Genomic DNA, 18,622 nt, shown 5'->3' on the forward strand with positions numbered 1-18,622 from the left:
CACACTCGTGGCCATTCCCACAGTTCAATTTCAATTTCGGCATACGATTCGCAGAGTTGGTCCGAGTCCGGAGAGATCCGTAGATAGTTTGTCTTCGGGTTGGTGTTCGGTGAAGAGAGAAAGTCGCTCGAAATATTCTGCAATGCAGGGCGTTTCGGTTCTATTCTTTAGAAGCTCATCTCTTCGGTGAACGTCTATTCTTCCGGCAAAGGCCGATGGCCATCACTGGCGAAAACAACGTGTCTGCGACCGTTTCGTCAGTGAACCACCAAGTGTTGAGAAATCCATTCGCGAAGCCAATTCCTTGATGTGGGTTGTTGTTTCTGAGTCTGCAACAGCTTCCATCATTCCTGTGGGGTGGGTGTCGCGAGATGAAATATTCTTCCTAAGAACCGATTGAACCATTCAATTGATTCGCCCCGGGTTCCGTGCGTAAGCGGTATCCTGCGGGGTCGGATTCCATTCATCCGGCCAATTTTCCATATCGATATTGCTCAGAGACCCACCAAGGATTCCGACGATGCTCATCAAGCACTGGCTTGACACTGTGTATTCCCGACTGGCGTTTCGTGGAAAGGGTGCTCCCCGCCCAAGTCGCAAACGACGTCCTATCAGTAAACGCCAACGGGGAGTCGGCACAGTTGAGTCACTGGAGGAGCGAGTTCTGCTCGCTGGTCCACAAGTGGTGACGATTTCCCCCAATACCGGTGGGACGATCGAGAACAACACCACGCTCGATGAGCAATTCCGCGAATTGACCATTCAATTCAGCGAAGGCCAAGAGATTGACGCGGCGACCCTTGGCGGGATTCGCGTCGTTCGGGCTGGCGCTGACGGGGTGTTTAATAACGCCAACGATACCACCGGCAACCCCGACGATATCGTGGTCACGCCTGGATTCATCGGCATCGGCGACCGGGGCAACGAAGTCATCGTGCGGTTCGCCGAAAACCTGCCGGACGATCTTTACCAGATCATCATCATCGGTGATCCGGCGTCCGAGTCGCCATTCGTCGGGCCTGGCGGTCCGCTGGCGAACGTGAACGGCGAACTCTTCCAAGACGGTAGTGACTTCGTCCGTAACTTCGAGTTGGATCTCGGCGCCAAAGTCGAAGGTGTGGTCCCGCAACCGGTCATTCGGGAAACACTGATTCGCGTCACCGACCCAAATTCCGTGCAAGACGGCGACACATTGCTCGTCACAATTGCCGGTCAACTCTTCGAGTTTGAGTTCGACACAAACAACGACGGCTCCAACAATGCCAATGCCGTTGTGATCCCGGCTATCAACGATCCGATCACACTCGCGACTCGGATTCGTAACGCGATCGAAACGAAACTCAACAATGATTTCGTCGGCCCCGAGCAAGCGTTGACCGTCACTCAGGACCCGACCGATCGTAGGATTGTTTCGCTGGTCGGCAATGCATTTTCGCCGGAAGTTTCGGTCACGGGCAGCGGGGTCGAACTCGACGATGGGGCGATCATCCCGCAACGGGATCGGATCAATGTGTACTTCAACACCAACGATCCGCTCGATCCGATCACGGCTACGGTCGCTTCAAATTATCGGTTGGTTGACGCGATCAACGGTGGAACGATTCTGCCGTCGAATGTGCTGTTCTATGAGTCCTCAAACACGGTTTCGCTGCAATTTGCACAACCGATCGACGGCGAGCTGTACAATCTGCGGATCGGTCAGGACTTCCAAGGTGGAGCCACGATTACGCCGTTCAACGAAACGAACGACGACAACTCTAGCTTCAACACCGCGACGGATCTTGGTGCGCTCGATCCAACTCTGGGACGCGTGATCAATGCATTGATCGAGCCGCAAGATGCGTTCGTGCTGCTACCGCCGGAACCGGGTGGCAATGATGAGCCAGGCCACCGCGATGTGACGCCGCAGAATCACTTGCAATTCAACGAAGACGGCACACCGCTGCAAGTGCCAAAGCAAATTCCCGTCATCAAGTACAACTTCCAGACGGTCTATGGCTTCGACCAAGGTGGTGTTCAACAAGAGAACACGATTTCCGAACTGCAAAAACAACGCATTCGGGAAATCTTCGACTTGTTCAGCTATTACGCTGGTGTTCAGTTCGTGGAGACCGAATTCAACGGGTTGACGATCGCCGTTGGTCAGATCAACGTCAGCCAGTTCCCTGGTGGTCCGCAAGTCACGAAAATCGAGCCGCGAGCTGGGGATCAGGTCGAGTACGCTGTCATTCCGCTGGCACAGACCAACGGTGCGATCAACCCGTTCTCGACCGGTCTGTTGATCATGGACGGCAACGAGTCGTTCAACCAAGACAACAACGAGTACGGCGGATTCTTCTTCCGTCAAGCGATGGAAGGAATTGGCCAAGCGATCGGTTTGGGCAGTTCGTTCGAACTCGCCGCCATTATGGGTGAAGAGACCGTCGGTGTGCAGGGAGCTAACCCGATCGGCGAACCGGTCTTCCCCGGCGATCATGACATCACGCACTTGCGACGGTTGTACCCACGTCATGCGACCGATATCGATCTGTACCAGTTCAATCTCTCGGCAACCGGGACGTTGAATGCCCAAACGTTCGCCCAACGTTTGGTCAATCAGAACTCTGCCGACAACGTACCGGACGGCACACCAGAACCAAGCTTGTTGAACACAAGTCTGATCTTGTTCGATGCCAACGGAAATGTGCTTGCACGCAACGACGACTACTTCAGCAAAGACTCGCTGATCGAAGTCATGTTGCAAGCCGGCACGTACTACATCGGTGTGAGTGCCGCTGGCAACGACGACTACGACCCGAGTGTCCGCAACAGTGGTTTTGGTGGACGAAGCGACGGAGAATACGAACTCCGTTTGGGCTTCACGCCGCAACCGTCTAATACGGCAACGATTCTCGATGCTGACGGCAATCCGACGCCGCTCGATGGCGATGCCGATGGTGTGGCCGGTGGAGAATTTAGTTTCTCGTTCCGCGGCAACGACGGCACGAACACGATTCACGTCGATGTCACGAACACGCAGGCGGGTGACGGAACCGCCGGCAATCCGTTCCAGAGCTTGGCCGACGCGTTCGCCGTTGCCCAGCCCGATACGATTGTCCGCGTGAGCGGAAACGTTTCCGACACGCCTTACATCATCGGTGTGGACAACAATGGCAACCCCGTTGCGGGTGCTCAGTTGACGAACTTAGAGGTCCCCGAAGGTGTGACCTTGATGATCGACGCCGGTGCGATCTTCAAACTGAGCAATGCCAACATTGATGTCGGTTCGGAATCGGCGTTGGTCTCGCGTGAAGGGGCGGCGCTGCAGGTGTTGGGGACGACTGATGAGGACGTCATCTTCACGTCGTACCGTGACGACCTGTTCGGTGGCGATAGCGACGGTGTCGGGCCGAACGTGCGTCCCGACGACTGGGGCGGTTTGGTCTTCCGCGAAGACTCCGACTTTGACAACTTCCAGACGTTCAACACCATGAACCCAGGACAGGCCGAAGCGGTCTTCCTGAACTACGTGAACCACGCCGTCATTCTCTTCGGTGGTGGTTTGGTGGCGACCGGTTCCGGATCGGCCAGTTTCGATCCGATCACGTTGTTCGCTTACTCGCAAGATGAAGCGATCGCGCTGGACAGTGTACCCACCGGCAGCGAGTTCCGTGGCTTCGGTCCTCGGCCGACATTGTCCTACAACACGATCTTCGACAATGCCGGAAGTGCGATCTCGGCCAACCCGAACAACTTCAGTGACACACTGGGGCGGATCGGTCCGGACATCCACGACAACACGATTCAACGCAACACGATCAACGGGTTGTTCGTTCGCATCAACCAGTCCGGCAATCAGGCGTTGGACGAGTTGGAAGTCGGTGCGCAGTTCGACGATACCGACATCACCCACGTGATCACACAGAACCTCATTGTCTCCGGCAACCCGGGTGGGGTGGTTGAGTTCAACAATGTGACGCGACCACGGTTCTCCGGTCGTTTGAGCATTGATCCGGGTGTGATCGTGAAACTCGGTTCCTCACGCATCGAAGCCGAGCGTGGTGGTGCCCAAGTGATCGCCGAAGGGACCGACGACAACCCGATCATCTTCACGTCGATCTTCGATGATACCTATGGTGGTAGCGGTACCTTCGATACTAACAACGATTCCAGCGACCTTGACCAAGACGGCTCTTCCGACCTGCCGACGATGCACGCCGACGTGCTCGAGGGCACGACGAAGGAAGAGTTTGAAGCGTATGAAGCCGTCACCGGACACTCGCGATATAGCACAAAGACGCCTTCGAACTTCGGACGAGCGGATGCTCGTCCTGGTGACGACATTCTCACGTTCGTGCTGGACTTCAAAGAAGTCGGCGAGGCCACCAGTTCGGACATTTTCAACAACGTCGTCGACGCAATCGATCTGGCCGCGTTCGGATTCACTCCGGCCGACTTCGACACGATTGCTCAATCGGTTTTGGCGGCAGTCGAGTTCGACTACTTCGGCATTCCGCAGGGAACGACACCGATCCCTGTTGGTGAAGATTTAGTCATTGACTTCATCATCGGCGACATCGGCACGGCACCGGTTGGAGTCACCGAGTATTACTACATTCAAATTGGAACCGGTGTTTCCGGTCCGGCGTTCAATGGTCCGTTGGGTGTCGCCGGTGGGTCGGTTGTCCGGAACGCCGGCGGTGCTGGCCCGAGCTTCGGTATTCAAACGGGCGATGTCGTGGCGACCGTCTTTACGGACATCGTTTCCACACTCGCAGGGGTCCAAAGCGACCTGTTTGCAACGACAAACGCGATTGCCGGCACGACTTCGCACGAGATCGGTCATACCGTCTCGCTGGACCACATCAATAAAGCAGGTGTCGTCACTCCAACCGGCAAACCGCCGATCATGGGGACCGGTGCGATCGATCTGCCGAACAGTGATCGTATTATCGACCGCGAGTTCTCGTTGAGTGGTCAAAACGCGCAGGCGAATAACGCGACTCAATTCCATATTCAGCAGCTTGTGGGTGCACTCGGGACGCACGTGATCGACACGGGCGGCGGATCACCTCCAGTCGTGATTCCCGGTGCAGCCCGTGGAACCGCGGCTCCTGGTGACTGGGCGGGCATTGTGTTCAATGCAACCAGTTCGGGTTCTTTCAACAACGTGCGTGTCTCCTACGCTGGTGGTGGTTCACCCACCGAAGGTGACTTCGCCGAATTCAACCCGATGGAAATCCATCAAGCCCAAGTGCGTGTCGTTAATAGCGACTTCCGCTTGAACGCTGATGGCACCGGCCCTGCTGGTACGGACCTCGACCGCAATGGTCGCGGGGAGAACTCCGAAGCGACGATCTTCGTTCGCGGTGCTCAGCCGATTATCATGAACAACGAGTTCCGTGATAACGACGGCAACACCATCAGCATTAACGCTAACGCTTTGATTGCTGACACCATCGACGATACCGGCAACGTCACTGGTTTTGCGTTCTCGGGAGCTGAAGAACGGTCGTTGTTCACGCAGTTTGCGAACAACCGCGGTCCGTTGGTTCGCTTGAACCGAATCGATGGTCGCGACGATGCTACTGCCGGAATCGACGTAACAAACGGCATGGAAGTTCGTGGTACGGAAGGTTTGGCCTTCTCCGATCCGAACATCGCACCTTCGGTCATCACGACCGATACCGTGTGGGACGATACCGACATTGCCCACGTCGTTCGTGACGAAATCCGCACGACGAACATGCACACGTTCGGCAGTCTGTTGCTGCAAAGTAGTGCGACATCGAGCCTTGTTGTGAAATTGCTTGGCCCGACTGCTGGTTTCACTGCTGATGGTGAACCGCTCGACATTGACGACCGCATCGGCGGTACGGTGCAAATCGTCGGGGCTCCCGGGTTCCCGGTTGTGTTGACCTCGCTGAATGACGACTCGGTGTCCGCTGGTTTCCGTCCAGATGGTTTCCCGAACCGTGACACCAACGGTGACCGCGAAGATGCCGGGACCGCCGGACCGACCATCGGACCGGAAGTGAACCGTGGCCTGATCATCGACAACGATATTCTCGCAACCGACGTTGGCTACTTCGCTGCAGAAATCGGTAATGCCGGTGCCATTCCGCTCGGGAACATCAGCCAAGTCACAGCCCAAGGTGCTAGCCAAGTCTTTGCGGCGGCGGACTTCGTCTTTGAGTTCCTTAATTATGTCGATGTCGGGATCAACGGAAGTGCGATCGATCTGAGCACGTCCACCATCACGGTGCAACCGACGCTGATCGCTCCGGATACCGTACGAAGCCAAGGAACCTTCGATGGTGAGAACGGCTTGATTCGCTGGACTGTGACTTCTAGCTTCGCAAACGGTAGCGAGCGGATGATAAACACGATCACGTTCGACAGTGATCAAGCTTTGGGGAATCTGCGATTCATCAACTACTTGGACGAAGACGTTCTCGGAATCTCTGGCGACGTGCTGCGGCTACAGGGGACACCCGGCGACTCTGACTTCCGGGCCTTCACTCTCAACCAAGCCGAACGTGTCGGTTTTAGTCAGGGTGGAATCTATCAAGCGACGACCGGTCTGCTCGAAAACGCGACCTACGATGGTTTCGCTGCCGATCAGTTCTCTGACCTGCAAGATACCATCCTCACAGGTGGCTCGCAGTTCTCCATCAACGGCACGATCGACACAAACGACTTGCCGGCGATCGTTGATCCGGTTTTGGGAAGCGTCTTCGGTCCGAACGACGTGACCACGGCTTTCTCTTGGACTGTCGATCCGGCATCGACGACGGCTACGATCACGAGTTTCCTGGAAGTTATCGCACAAGATGCGTTTACGCCACCGTCTGACGGGGCCGATCCGTCTGCCGGGGATTGGCGAAGCATTCGCTTCAATCAGTACGCCAACGATCGGAACGTGGACATTGTCCTCGAAGCCGAACGTGGGGGTGGTGTCGGTCCCGATACGAACGCTCAACGGACACTCGCCGAGCCACTCGGATTGCTGGCTAGCAACGGGACGAAAGGGTCCGATGCGAACAACCGAGCCGGCTTCGAGATTCACGGAATCATCAACCCCGACGGCAACGATGACCGCGATACCTACAGCTTCATCGCGGAAACCGGAACCGAAGTTTGGATCGACATCGATCGTACGGATTCCTCGCTCGACACATTCGTCGAATTGATGAACTCCGCTGGTGTGGTGATTGCAAGCTCCGACAGCAACAACGTATTGAACGTTGACCGCTTGGGCAATCCCCGTGCCGGTGCCCGGGCTTTGCCGCTCATCAAAGACGCCCGCGACGGTGGCGACTTCTACGGCACGAATCCCAAAGACGCCGGGATGCGGGTCATTCTGCCGGGTATCGCCGGTAGCGACAACATCTACTACGTGCGGGTCAGCAGCCGTGGAACTCCAGCGAATGGAGAGTACACGTCGGGCGAATACGAGCTTCAAATTCGTCTGCAACAACGCGATGAGCAAGCCGGTTCGACCGTGCGGTTCGCTGACATGCGGTACTCGACCGATGGGATCGAAATCAGCGGTTTGCCGAAGAACTCGCCGTTGGCCGGTGAAGCTGGCGAAAGCGGTCTCGACGGAGCAGAAACGAACGACACGTTCGGCAACGCTGATGCCCTGGGTAACCTGCTTGCGACGAATCGGGGAACGCTCTCGGTCGCTGGAATTCTGCCGAACGACGCGGACGTCGACTTCTACCGCTTCACCGTAGATTACCAAGACATCGACCCAACGTTCGATGGTGGAGAATTCGAACGCCACGCTGTCACCTTCGATATCGACTACGCCGAAGGTTTTGCGGGTGGGAATGTCACGCTGTTCGTGTTCGACGACACCGGTCGATTGGTGTTGATGTCGCAAGATTCACGGAATGCCGCTGACGTTCCGGCTCCATTGAACGGAGCAGACACCGACGATCTCACGCGTGGTACAAACAGCTCCACGGATCCGTTCCTCGGTCCAGTCGAGTTACCGCAGGGCGACTACATCGTTGCGGTCGCAACCGACTTTACAGACCAAACGGACTTCACGCGTCGCCCCAGTGTGCCGCAGGTGCTCACACAGTTCACCGATGCGAACTCTCCATTCCCGCTGACTCGACTTGAGCCGAACCTGGCTGTCGATCGGATCGTCGAAGACCATATCGATGGCAGCGGTTCTTATACGTTGCCAGACGGAGACGAAGACAGTTCGTTCTTCTCGAACTTTGTCGCCCAAGGCGATCAAACCGACCAACGCAATTCCGAGTTGACCCAACTCGTCGATACCCGTGACGGTGAAATCGAACTCGGAAGTTCGATCGTGCCATGGCACTTGGGTGACGTGAGTTTGTTCGTCGCTCAGAACTTCGGCGGTAACACGACCGACTTCTATGTCGTCAACCCGTTCACGGGGGCAACTCAGGTCGTGGTCGGTGAAGTCGGTGACCGGTTCGAAGACTTGACCATCGATATGGTTACCGGCGACCTGATCAGTTTGGATAGCCATGGTGGTGGCGGTGCTCCGAACGATAGTAACACCGGTAACTTCTACCGCATCGATACCACGAACATCGCCAACGACGATAATTCGCAGTTCAACGATATTATTTCCTCGACCAACACCAACGCGGGGATTCAAACCTACGAAGCCGACAACACGCGTTCGAATAACGGTGCCGGTGTCGGCTTCACGTGGACAGCGATTACGCCGACCGAAAGTCGGGATGTCGGTCTGAACGACAACGAGCGACCGGGTGGACCGAACGATGGTTACTTCGCGATCGGTCAACGGAACAACCGTGGCATTGAGAACGTGTTGTATCAGTTCACATCCGCCGGTGCCGCCAGCGGTACGACACGACCTGCCAACAGCCTGGGACAACCAGCCGGTACGAACATTCGCGAACGCGGTATTCTCGATACGGACACCGGCGGTAGCGGAGACGACGTTCTCATCGTTCCTGAAGCGGCCAACGTCAACCCCGTGACCGGAACGAATTTGCTGATCGAAGATGGTGACATCTTCACCACCAATAACGGCGTCGGCACAAATACGACCTACGAGATGAATCTCGGAACGCTGTTCAATGTCAGCCTGAACCCGCAAGCGAACGTGAGTGTGGAAGACGGCGATCTGATTCAGTACGCTCGTGGCTTCATCGAGTTCGACACTGGTGCCCTGCTGGTTGTGACTGCCAACGGTAGCCAAATCAACGAGAACGATTTCTTCGATATCACGGGCGGACCAGCCAACAACCGGACGACACTCCGCTTCGAGTTCGTCGCCGATACGAATAATCTTGGACAGCCACCGGCCACAGTCGACCGACGAGTCGTCATCGATCGCGCCGCTGTCGGTGGGTTGAACGCCGGTCAGCTGACGGACTTCTTAGTTGCTCAGATCAACGCTCAGACAGAGTTTGCTTCAAGTCTGCAGGCTGTTCGAGACCTAGGCAACGAGACTCGAATCAACCTGATCCCACAAGCCGGAGCTCCGGATGGTGATGCCAACGTCCGTGCTGGAGCAGGTGCATTCACCCGCGAAGGCACCAACGGAACGTTCGCGGTTCAAGCCGCACGAATTCCGGTTGAAGAAACCTTCACTTCGGCCGAATTGATCGCAGCTATCTCGACGGCATTGGCCCCTGGAAACGATGGGCGATTTGCCGCCGGCGGCGAAGGCACGCTATTCAACATTATTGATCCGTCAAATCCTGGCTCTCCGTTTGCGAACGCAATCTTCCCGAACGGAGCTGGAAACTACCTTGTCGCCACGGACTTTGGTGGCATCGATCCAAGTTCTGATGAGCCGGTCGATTACCTGATCAACGATACGGCTACGCAAATTCGCGACCGCATGGTTACTGCGATCAATTCGCAGTCCGGGGCGACCGGCGTTAACGCCTTCGCTCTAGGAAGTGCCGCTGTTGCCGTCTCCGATAACTCACCTGGCACTCCGCCAGACGCGACCTTCGTGCGTGCTCTGACCGATGACACCGGAGACGTTCCACCAGGACCGTTCATCTTCAGCGGTGTGGCACCAGGGGGAACCATCACCGGGGCGTCTGTTACCAACGGTACGCTCTACGTTGTGACTGACCGTGGCGGTTTGTACTCGGTAAACAATCCGGGTGGCGAACTCTCGGCCAGCCTGACTTATATCGGCTTAGTAACTTCTCAGTTCGAACCAAGCGGGATTACCTTCACTGGTTTGACTGGCGGTCCGGAACGCACTGAAAACGGTGCGTACGAAGACGTCTTGTTCGCCACAAGTGCATCTGGCAGACTGTACGCGATTGCGATTGGCGACAACCCGCTGACGCCGACCGTCGAAGTGCCGACCGACTTGTTGCCGATCTTCGTCAATGCACAGACCAGCGTCGATCTCGGAATCTCGGGTATCGAAGGCTTGGTGTTCTCAAACCTCACGGAGAACCTCTGGCACCTCGATAATGACCCCGATCGCGCGTTCGATCCTGGACATGGTGTCGATACAACATTCGATCGTCGCCGTGCGTTCGACAATGGAGCCACAGACCGCTACGACCCGCGGAATCCAGAGTCACTCAATGGTGACGTCGCCACGGCAGGTGGCAGCACGCTGATGTTCGGTGTCGATGACGACAGCAGCTACAGCTTCGCCGGTGGGGCATACGGGACCGTTGAAACCAACACGTTCGATCTCACGGGTTACTCCGCACTCGATCAACCCGCGTTGTACTTCAACTACTTCCTGGACACCGAAAATCAACAGTACGACCCGTTCGCACTCGATCAGTTGATGCTCGACTCGTTCCGAGTTTTCATCACCGACGACTCCGGTCAATGGGAGCTGTTGACGACAAACAACGAATACGATGAGTTCGATGTTGAAACCGCAGACGAACTCAACAACGTTTCCCCGTTCGACGTTCAGCAAACCTTCGACATCGAATCGCAACGAGCTTGGCGACAAGTCAAAGTCGATCTGAGCCCATTTGCCGGACGTGAGAACCTCCGTTTGCGGATGGACTTTAGCACCTTCGGTTCGATGGCGACCGGTGTGATTGACTCCGTCGGTGAGGAATTGCGAGCGGTCAATGGTTGGCAAATCACCAACGGTGAAACCTTCACGATCGCAGGTGCTGGAACTGTAAATTCGCCGACTCCGCTGCAGATTCTGACATCGGCTCAGAACGTGGACAACGCCGGCTGGAACACGTCGAACAACCCAGATGTTCTCGATTCGACGACTCGTCCGCATATCACGATCAACGGGACCGGCAACGGCACGTTCGATTACTATCGCTTCAGTGTCGCCAATGCCGGGGACGTTGGAACGTTCGATATCGATGGCAACTCCTTCGACACTGAACTCTTCCTCTACGATGCCGCGGGTAACCTGCTCGCCTTCAATGACGACAATAATTCGGACGGTGGTGGAACTGGTCTCGCATCATTGATTCAGAACTTCACCTTCCCAGCAGCCGGGACTTATTACCTTGGCGTGGGGGCGTTCAATTCCTTCGACGGTGGCGGCTTTGTGACAGGGGCAACTCCTCCGAATGGCGGTGTCTACACCTTGCACATGTCGTTGGACAATCACCCAACCAACGCTGGCCCGAACACGATTGCCGAAGTCGAACCGAACGATCCGTCGGCTGTGAATGGCACGTTCGAATTCGACAATGACTTCACCGTTATCTTCCCGACTGGGTCGCGAGTTAACGACGGTGACACCATCGTCGTCAACGATGTGCAGAACTTCACGTTCGAGTTTACCCAAGATGCTGCCAACTACACCGGGGCGAACGTCCCAGTCGAGTACAGCAAGACCGATACCGCTCAAGAAGTTGCTCGGGCCTTCCGCGATGTTGTCCGGGCAACGTTCGGCAATGACTTGGTCGTGAACGACGAACTCGATCAGCCACAGCGTGTCAACCTCTTCTCGGTCGCCGACGCGATCGATGTGACCGTCAATTCCACTCAGATTGCTGTGGAAGGGCAAGCAGGCTTCCTCGGCAGCAATAACCGCATCCGGATTCACTCCGGTATGAACCGGTTTGACGATACGGTACCAGGGACGAACTTCATTGGGTTCAACGGAACTTCCGTCAACTTCGACGGCCTGGGAGCCGAGAACCCAGCGTTCTCTGACGTGGCGACGCAGATCAAAGATGCCTTGGTCAATGTCTTCACCGATCAAAATGCCGATGCGTACTTCCGCGAGTCAGTCTTCAAGAATTACCGCGAAGTCATTCGCATTATCGGTCTCGACGTCACTGACGCCGGTCCACTGGGATTGACCGAGATCAATCGCACCGAAGGCGGAGACGTCTTCAGTAATCAATTGTTGCCGATCATCGGCGGTGAACTCGGCGTTGCAATGCCTGGCGATAGCTTCGGCTCGCGGGCCAATAGCAAAGGTCTTGAGAACAACGGATTCGAAGGCGTTTACATCGACGACATCATCATCGGCTTCGCCGGCCGAGGTGAGTATGTCACCGGGACCGACGTTTACTCGCAGGCCCAGAACACCACCTTCACGACAACGGCCGCAAGCCAAATCGAAACTGGGTTGTACCAACTCGAAATTCGACGAGCGACCGAATTCGACATCGATCGTCGTGACGATGCCTTCGAAATCTTCCAGCAGAAGAACAGCAACACCAACTACGATTCGACGTTGGACTTCACGATCGACATCAAGGATCTGCAAACCGGATCGGATGTTACCATCGTTGCACCACGTGGAGCGGAAATTGCCGAAGGGCAAACGTTCCGGGTGAGCGATGGCGTGAACACCTTCACGTTCGAGTTTGCACAAACCGCACTCGCCGCCGAATTGGCCCGTGGCAACACGCTCGGCAACGGTAGCCTGTTCACGCTAACGAATACCGGTGACACCAACATCGCGACGGTCGACTTGACCTTGCCCAACGGCCTTGTCTTCGACATCAACGATGTTCCACTCACGGTTTCCTCGGGCGGCAGTTTGACGGGAATCAACTCGACACCGATCTTCTTGGACGGTGTCGGACGAGTCATGCGGGTGTCGTTCAGCAACTTCGAACCGGGTGAAACCGTTTCCTTCGGTCTCGACGTCGACTTCAACGACGGCGATCCGAACAACGGCGAAGAAACCGTCACGGGGCAGAACATCGTCGGCACGCAAGTGCTCTTCCGCGATGTGAATGGCGTGGTCGTTCTCAACGAATCCTTCCAGCCGGTTCCCGATATGAACGGACCAGCCGGCCGAATTACCGGTGGTAGCAGTGTCCGACCAGGACACGTTGCGGTTCCGTTCTTCGTGGACGACCGAGCGAACCAGATTGCTGCTGCGATTCGCGATGCAATCAACCGAGTGTCGAAATCGAATCCGAACCCGCAACCGCTCAACCCGCTTGATCCAGTCTTGCTGGACGTGGTCGCCGGTATCGATGATGGAACCGACGCAAGTGCCTCTTCCAGCACTAGCAACCGAGTCAATCTGTTCGGTGCGGTCGACTTCTTCGCTCCGAACGGAGTGAACATCGACCTGACTCGTGGTGTAACGGGTGCGGTCAATCGTGGGATTCGTGACGACTCGTTCGCCTCGAACCTCGATCCCGGCCCGCTTGGGGTTCCGTTGTTCGAGTCCGGATTCGGAACGTCACAGTATGAGCAATTCTTGGCTGACTTGTTCACCTTCACGAACGATTCGCCGACCGGAGAATGGATTACGTCGATCACGTTCGATCTCACCGAAGCACGACTTCGTAGCAACGAACTTGGTCTGACCGCTCCGCTCTTCGATCCGTCTGCAACCAGCTTGTCGATTCGCGGCACGACTTCGCCGATCAACTTGCCTTCGCCACAAGTGCAGGTCGACGCGACCGGAACGACAGCGACGATCGACATCCTCGATTCCAACCCGTTCGAAGCTGGTGAAGAATTCAACTTCGGTATTCCGTTCATCACTGGTCTGCCAATCGGACCGGAACTCATCGATACGATTGTAACGTTCGAGTTCGAGCATCCGATTACGGGAGATACCCGAACGGTCTCGGGACGCTTCAAGGAAGGCACTGGCCCGAACTACGCGGTGTTCGTCGCGAACACCGATGCCGGAACGGGTGCGAACATCGGCGAGAAACAAAGCCCGCTGTCCTACATCGTGAACACCGGCAAAGGTGACGCGAACCTGGAACGTGAGCAGGGACAACTCGTCATCTCGCAGAACAAGATCACCGATACCCTGAACACCGGCATTTCGGTCGACGCTGGCCCGCAAGGGGCGATGGGTGTGCCGATCAACTTCTCGCCACAGAACACGCAGAACCTCGTTCCTGGGGTGAAGATCGTCAACAACGTTGTCGCGACCTTCGGTCAGTCCGGGATTTCACTCTCGGGGAATGCGAACGCGGGCAACGTCGGAGACGCCGTGGTGCCGTTCGCCCGAGTGATCAACAACACGATCTACGGTGGTGAAACTCCTGCCGGAACCGGGATCAGCGTTAGTAACAACGCCAGCCCGACGATTCTCAACAACATCTTGGCGAACTTGACCACCGGGATTGTTGTCGACGCATCTTCGAACGCGGCTAACACCGTGACCGGGTTCAACCTGTATAGCAACAACGGCAACAACGCGAGCATCGGCGGGGCGATCTTCGGACCGAACACCGTTGTCGGCACGCAAGACATCGTCGCCGATCCGGCCCAGCAGTTGTTTGTCGATCCATCGACCAACAACTTCTATCCTGCCGACGGTTCACCGGCGATCGACAGTGCCACCAACTCGCTGCCGGACCGAGCCAGCATCACGTCCTTCGCGAATGCTTTGGGGATTCCGGAATCGACGATCTTGGCTCCCGATATCGACCGCTTCGGGCAGACCCGAGTCGATGATCCTCAGCAAAACCCACCGTTCAGCGGCGGGACCGAGGAAATCATCAAAGACCGCGGTGCTGTCGAACGAGCCGACTTCAACGGACCGACCGTCGAACTGATCGATCCAGATGACAACGGCAACGATCCGTTGGACCTTGATCCGGCTGATACCGTCGTCCGCTTGGACAACCCGGCCCAACGACGATTCGTTATCAAGTTCAATGATCTCGGCATCGGGATTGACGACGACAGCGTGACCTCCGATCGGTTCACCGTCATCTTCAACGATGGCACCGGACCACGCACGCTGGCACTCACGGCGGACTACCTGTTCTTCTACAACTCGAACACCAACGAAGTCACGTTGGCTCCAGTTGCGGGACTGTATCCGTTCGGAACCTACACGATCCTGATCGACAACTCGGTCGATGGTACCGGAGCGGCCACCGGCATTCGTGACGAAGCTGGCAACCCGCTCGTCGGCAACCAAGGTGACGGGTCGGTTCAATTCACGATCCAACTGCAAGCCGGGGGCTTGACCATCAGTGATGCTCCGATGATTACCGAAGGCGACTTCGGCGAATCGTTGGCCAACTTCACCGTGACTCTTAGTTCGCCGTCCGCTTCGACCGTCTCGGTTCAGTACCAAGCAATGGTCGATCCGAATGGTGGCATGACCGCGGCAACAGCGGGCGTCGACTTCCGAGCGATCACGGGGACCGTGACGTTCAACCCAGGTGAGACGACGCAAACCATCACGATTCCGATCATCGGTGACTCGCTGATCGAAGACGACGAAACGTTCCAGGTTATGCTGAGTAACCCGGTCAACGCTCGATTCGTCAACCCGGCCGACCAAGTCGGATTGGGAACGATTATCGATGACGATCCGAAGTTCTCCTTCCCGGTTGGCGTGAGCGATCCGACAGCTCCGGAGAACAGTGGCGAAATCATCTTCCAAGTTGCGTTGCTCGATGACCCGAAAGCCAGTGTGGCCGTCGATTTCGCGACCGAAGACCTGATGGCGACCGACGCTGCAACCGCCGGGGCTGATTACTCCGCTGTTTCGGGCACCTTGGTTCTCAAGTACGACGTGGATAGCGATTCCTACCGCGTGTTCATTCACTCGGGTGGCTCGACGCGGGAATTGAGTCCGATCGATGCATCGAACGTGTCGAACTTGGTTGTACCGATTCGCGTGGAACTGTTGGACGATTCACTCGTCGAATCCGCCGAACGGTTCAACTTGGTGCTCTCGAACGCTCGCCGAGTGTCGACCGACGGTTCCGGCCAAATCACTGGAACCTTGCCGGGAACGATCGGAGTTGCGGATGGAGTAGCGACGGGAACCATTACCGACAACGAGCCAACGGTCTCGCTGTTCTCGGCAACGGTCATCGAAGGTGCTGACGGTGAAGACCGCTTCCTCGACTTCCGCGTGGAAGTGCAAGGCGAAGTTGTCGCACCGTTCCAGTTGAACTTCCAAACGGTTGACGGAACGGCTACCGGCTTCCCAGCTGCGAACGCCGACTTCCAACTGCAAGACGCGATGATCACCGTGACCGCAGCGGGAACCTACAACGTTCGCGTCAAAGTCTTCGGAGACGATATCGCCGAAGGGCCTTCGGAAACGTTCTCGCTGATTATGTCCCTGCAGAACCCCGGTTCGGCGAATTTGGTCGGCGGGCTCAACAATCAAGTTGTGGTCTCCGGGACGATCATCGATGACGACACCCCATCGTTCACCATCAGCGATGTTACGGTGATCGAAGGCGACGATCCGAACACACCGGCAACGGCTGTCTTCACCGTGACGTTGCTCAACCGTCCCGCGACCGGCGACTACTACGTCGATTACGAAACGGTTCCGGGAACGGCAACAGAATCGGATTACACTCCAGTGATGGGTCGATTGGAATTCCTCGAAGGTGTCGGACCGGACTCGCAAACGATTTCAGTGACGATTACCAACGACGATATCCGCGAAGGCGACGAAGAGTTTACGATGCTCTTAACGCTGCCGGGACCGAACGATCCGAACATCCCGAACCCACCGGCGGTTTCCGCAATCTTGCTCGATGGGGAAGCGACGGGCACAATCCTCGACGATGATTCGCCGAAGTTCATGGTCAACGACGTGACAGTTGTCGAAGGCCAAGTTAACTTCGCCGAGTTCCTCGTCACGATGACCGAGCTTCCGCTGCCTGGCGAAACCTCCTCGGTTCGCTTCCAAACACGAGACGGTTCCGCAAACGCCGGTTTGGACTACCAGTCCACCAGCGGCATGCTGACCTTCACGGATGCGGACGCTGCAGGCCAAATCGTGCGGGTGCCGATCAAGATCGACGATGTGGACGAATTGTTCGAAGACTTCGAACTCGTCCTCAGCGACGCCATGAACGCCGGCATCATTGATGGTATCGGAGTGGGTACGATTCTCGACCGTGACACCACGCTTGCGGAACTGATTCAGATTCCGAACCAAAGCATGTTGACCACGGAAGACATTCGTGAAATCACTCTCCCACGAACGGATGCGACGGGTGAAATCATCACCTACACTGCTGTGAGCAACAACAACCAAGTCACGGTGACGGTGACGGAAAATCGGATCGTCCTCGATCCGGCTCCGAACTTCATCGGAACCGCAGACATCACAGTGACTGCCACGACGACTAATGAAACCGCCACCGACACCTTCCGTCTGACAGTTCTGTCGCGACCGGAAGCCGTCGTGACCGATCAACCGATCGATCGGTTTGCGATCAACGGGTTCCCACAAGTGGTTCAAGGTAACTTCGACGGTGGTGATGGCGGCGAAGACTTGTTCTTCTACAATCCGCTCACCGGGGCCAACCGCTTCGTGATGAACGGCGTTGCCGGATTCACGAATCTGACGAACGCCATCGATCCGACGGCCTTGAACGGTAACGACTTCACGCAACTCGTCGCGGGTGACTTTGGCGGAGCAGCCGGCTTTACCGACCTGTTCTTCTACAATCCGCTCACCGGGAAGAACCGCATGGTGACCTTCCAAGGACCTGGTGTGCTGAAAGTCGATACGAACATCGTGGATCAAACCGCCATCAACGGCAACGACTTCACGAATGTGACATCCGGCAACTTCTTGGTGTCTGCTGCGAATGACGGTGACGATCTGTTCTTCTGGAACCGAACGACCGGTAAGAACCGTATTGTGGCCTTCAACTCCACAAGCCCATCACCGACGCAAGCAGCCGTTCAAACGAACTTTGTCGACCCGGCGGCGATCAACGGTAACGATTTCGATACCGTCGTCACTGGCAACTTCAACGGAACAGGACTGGACGACTTGTTCTTCTGGAACCGAACCACTGGTAAGAACCGTCATGTCACGCTGGTTCAATCCGGCGGGCTGGGATCGCCGGTTATCCAAGATACGGTGATGACCAACGTCATCAGTGCTGGTGCACTCAATGGCAATGACTTCATCGAGCTGACGGTGGCCGACTACGACGGTGATGGCGACGACGACTTGTTCTTCTGGAACCCACAAACCGGACGGAACCGAGCTGCCTTCGTCGATAACACCAACGGCATCAGCTACGGCCTGGAAACCAACGGCGTCGCCGCTGGGGCGATCAATGGTGGAACGTTCCAAATTGTAATTGGTCTGAACTTCAACGGCGGAGCCGAAGACGAATTGTTCTTCTTCGATCCGATCGGTGGCTTCAACCGACTCGCTAGCCGAACGGTCTAAACCTGTCCGATATTGATCAAACACAAGCCGCTTCGTGACTTACGA

Annotated in this window: 1 protein-coding gene; it reads left to right on the top strand. The window is 56.4% G+C overall.

The window, feature by feature from the left end; translation table 11 throughout:
• The first annotated feature begins 520 nt into the window (after positions 1–520).
• Positions 521–18,577, top strand: a complete 18,057-nt coding sequence (locus AC5DDB_RS20575) for a Calx-beta domain-containing protein (protein ID WP_491741643.1) — start codon at positions 521–523, stop codon at positions 18,575–18,577.
• The last annotated feature ends 45 nt before the right edge of the window (positions 18,578–18,622 follow it).

Source organism: Thalassoroseus sp. (assembly GCF_984380535.1).

Coding starts and splice junctions, on each gene's coding strand:
- AC5DDB_RS20575 (WP_491741643.1), top strand. CDS start 521: ATGCTCATCAAGCACTGGCTTGACACTGTGTATTCCCGACTGGCGTTT.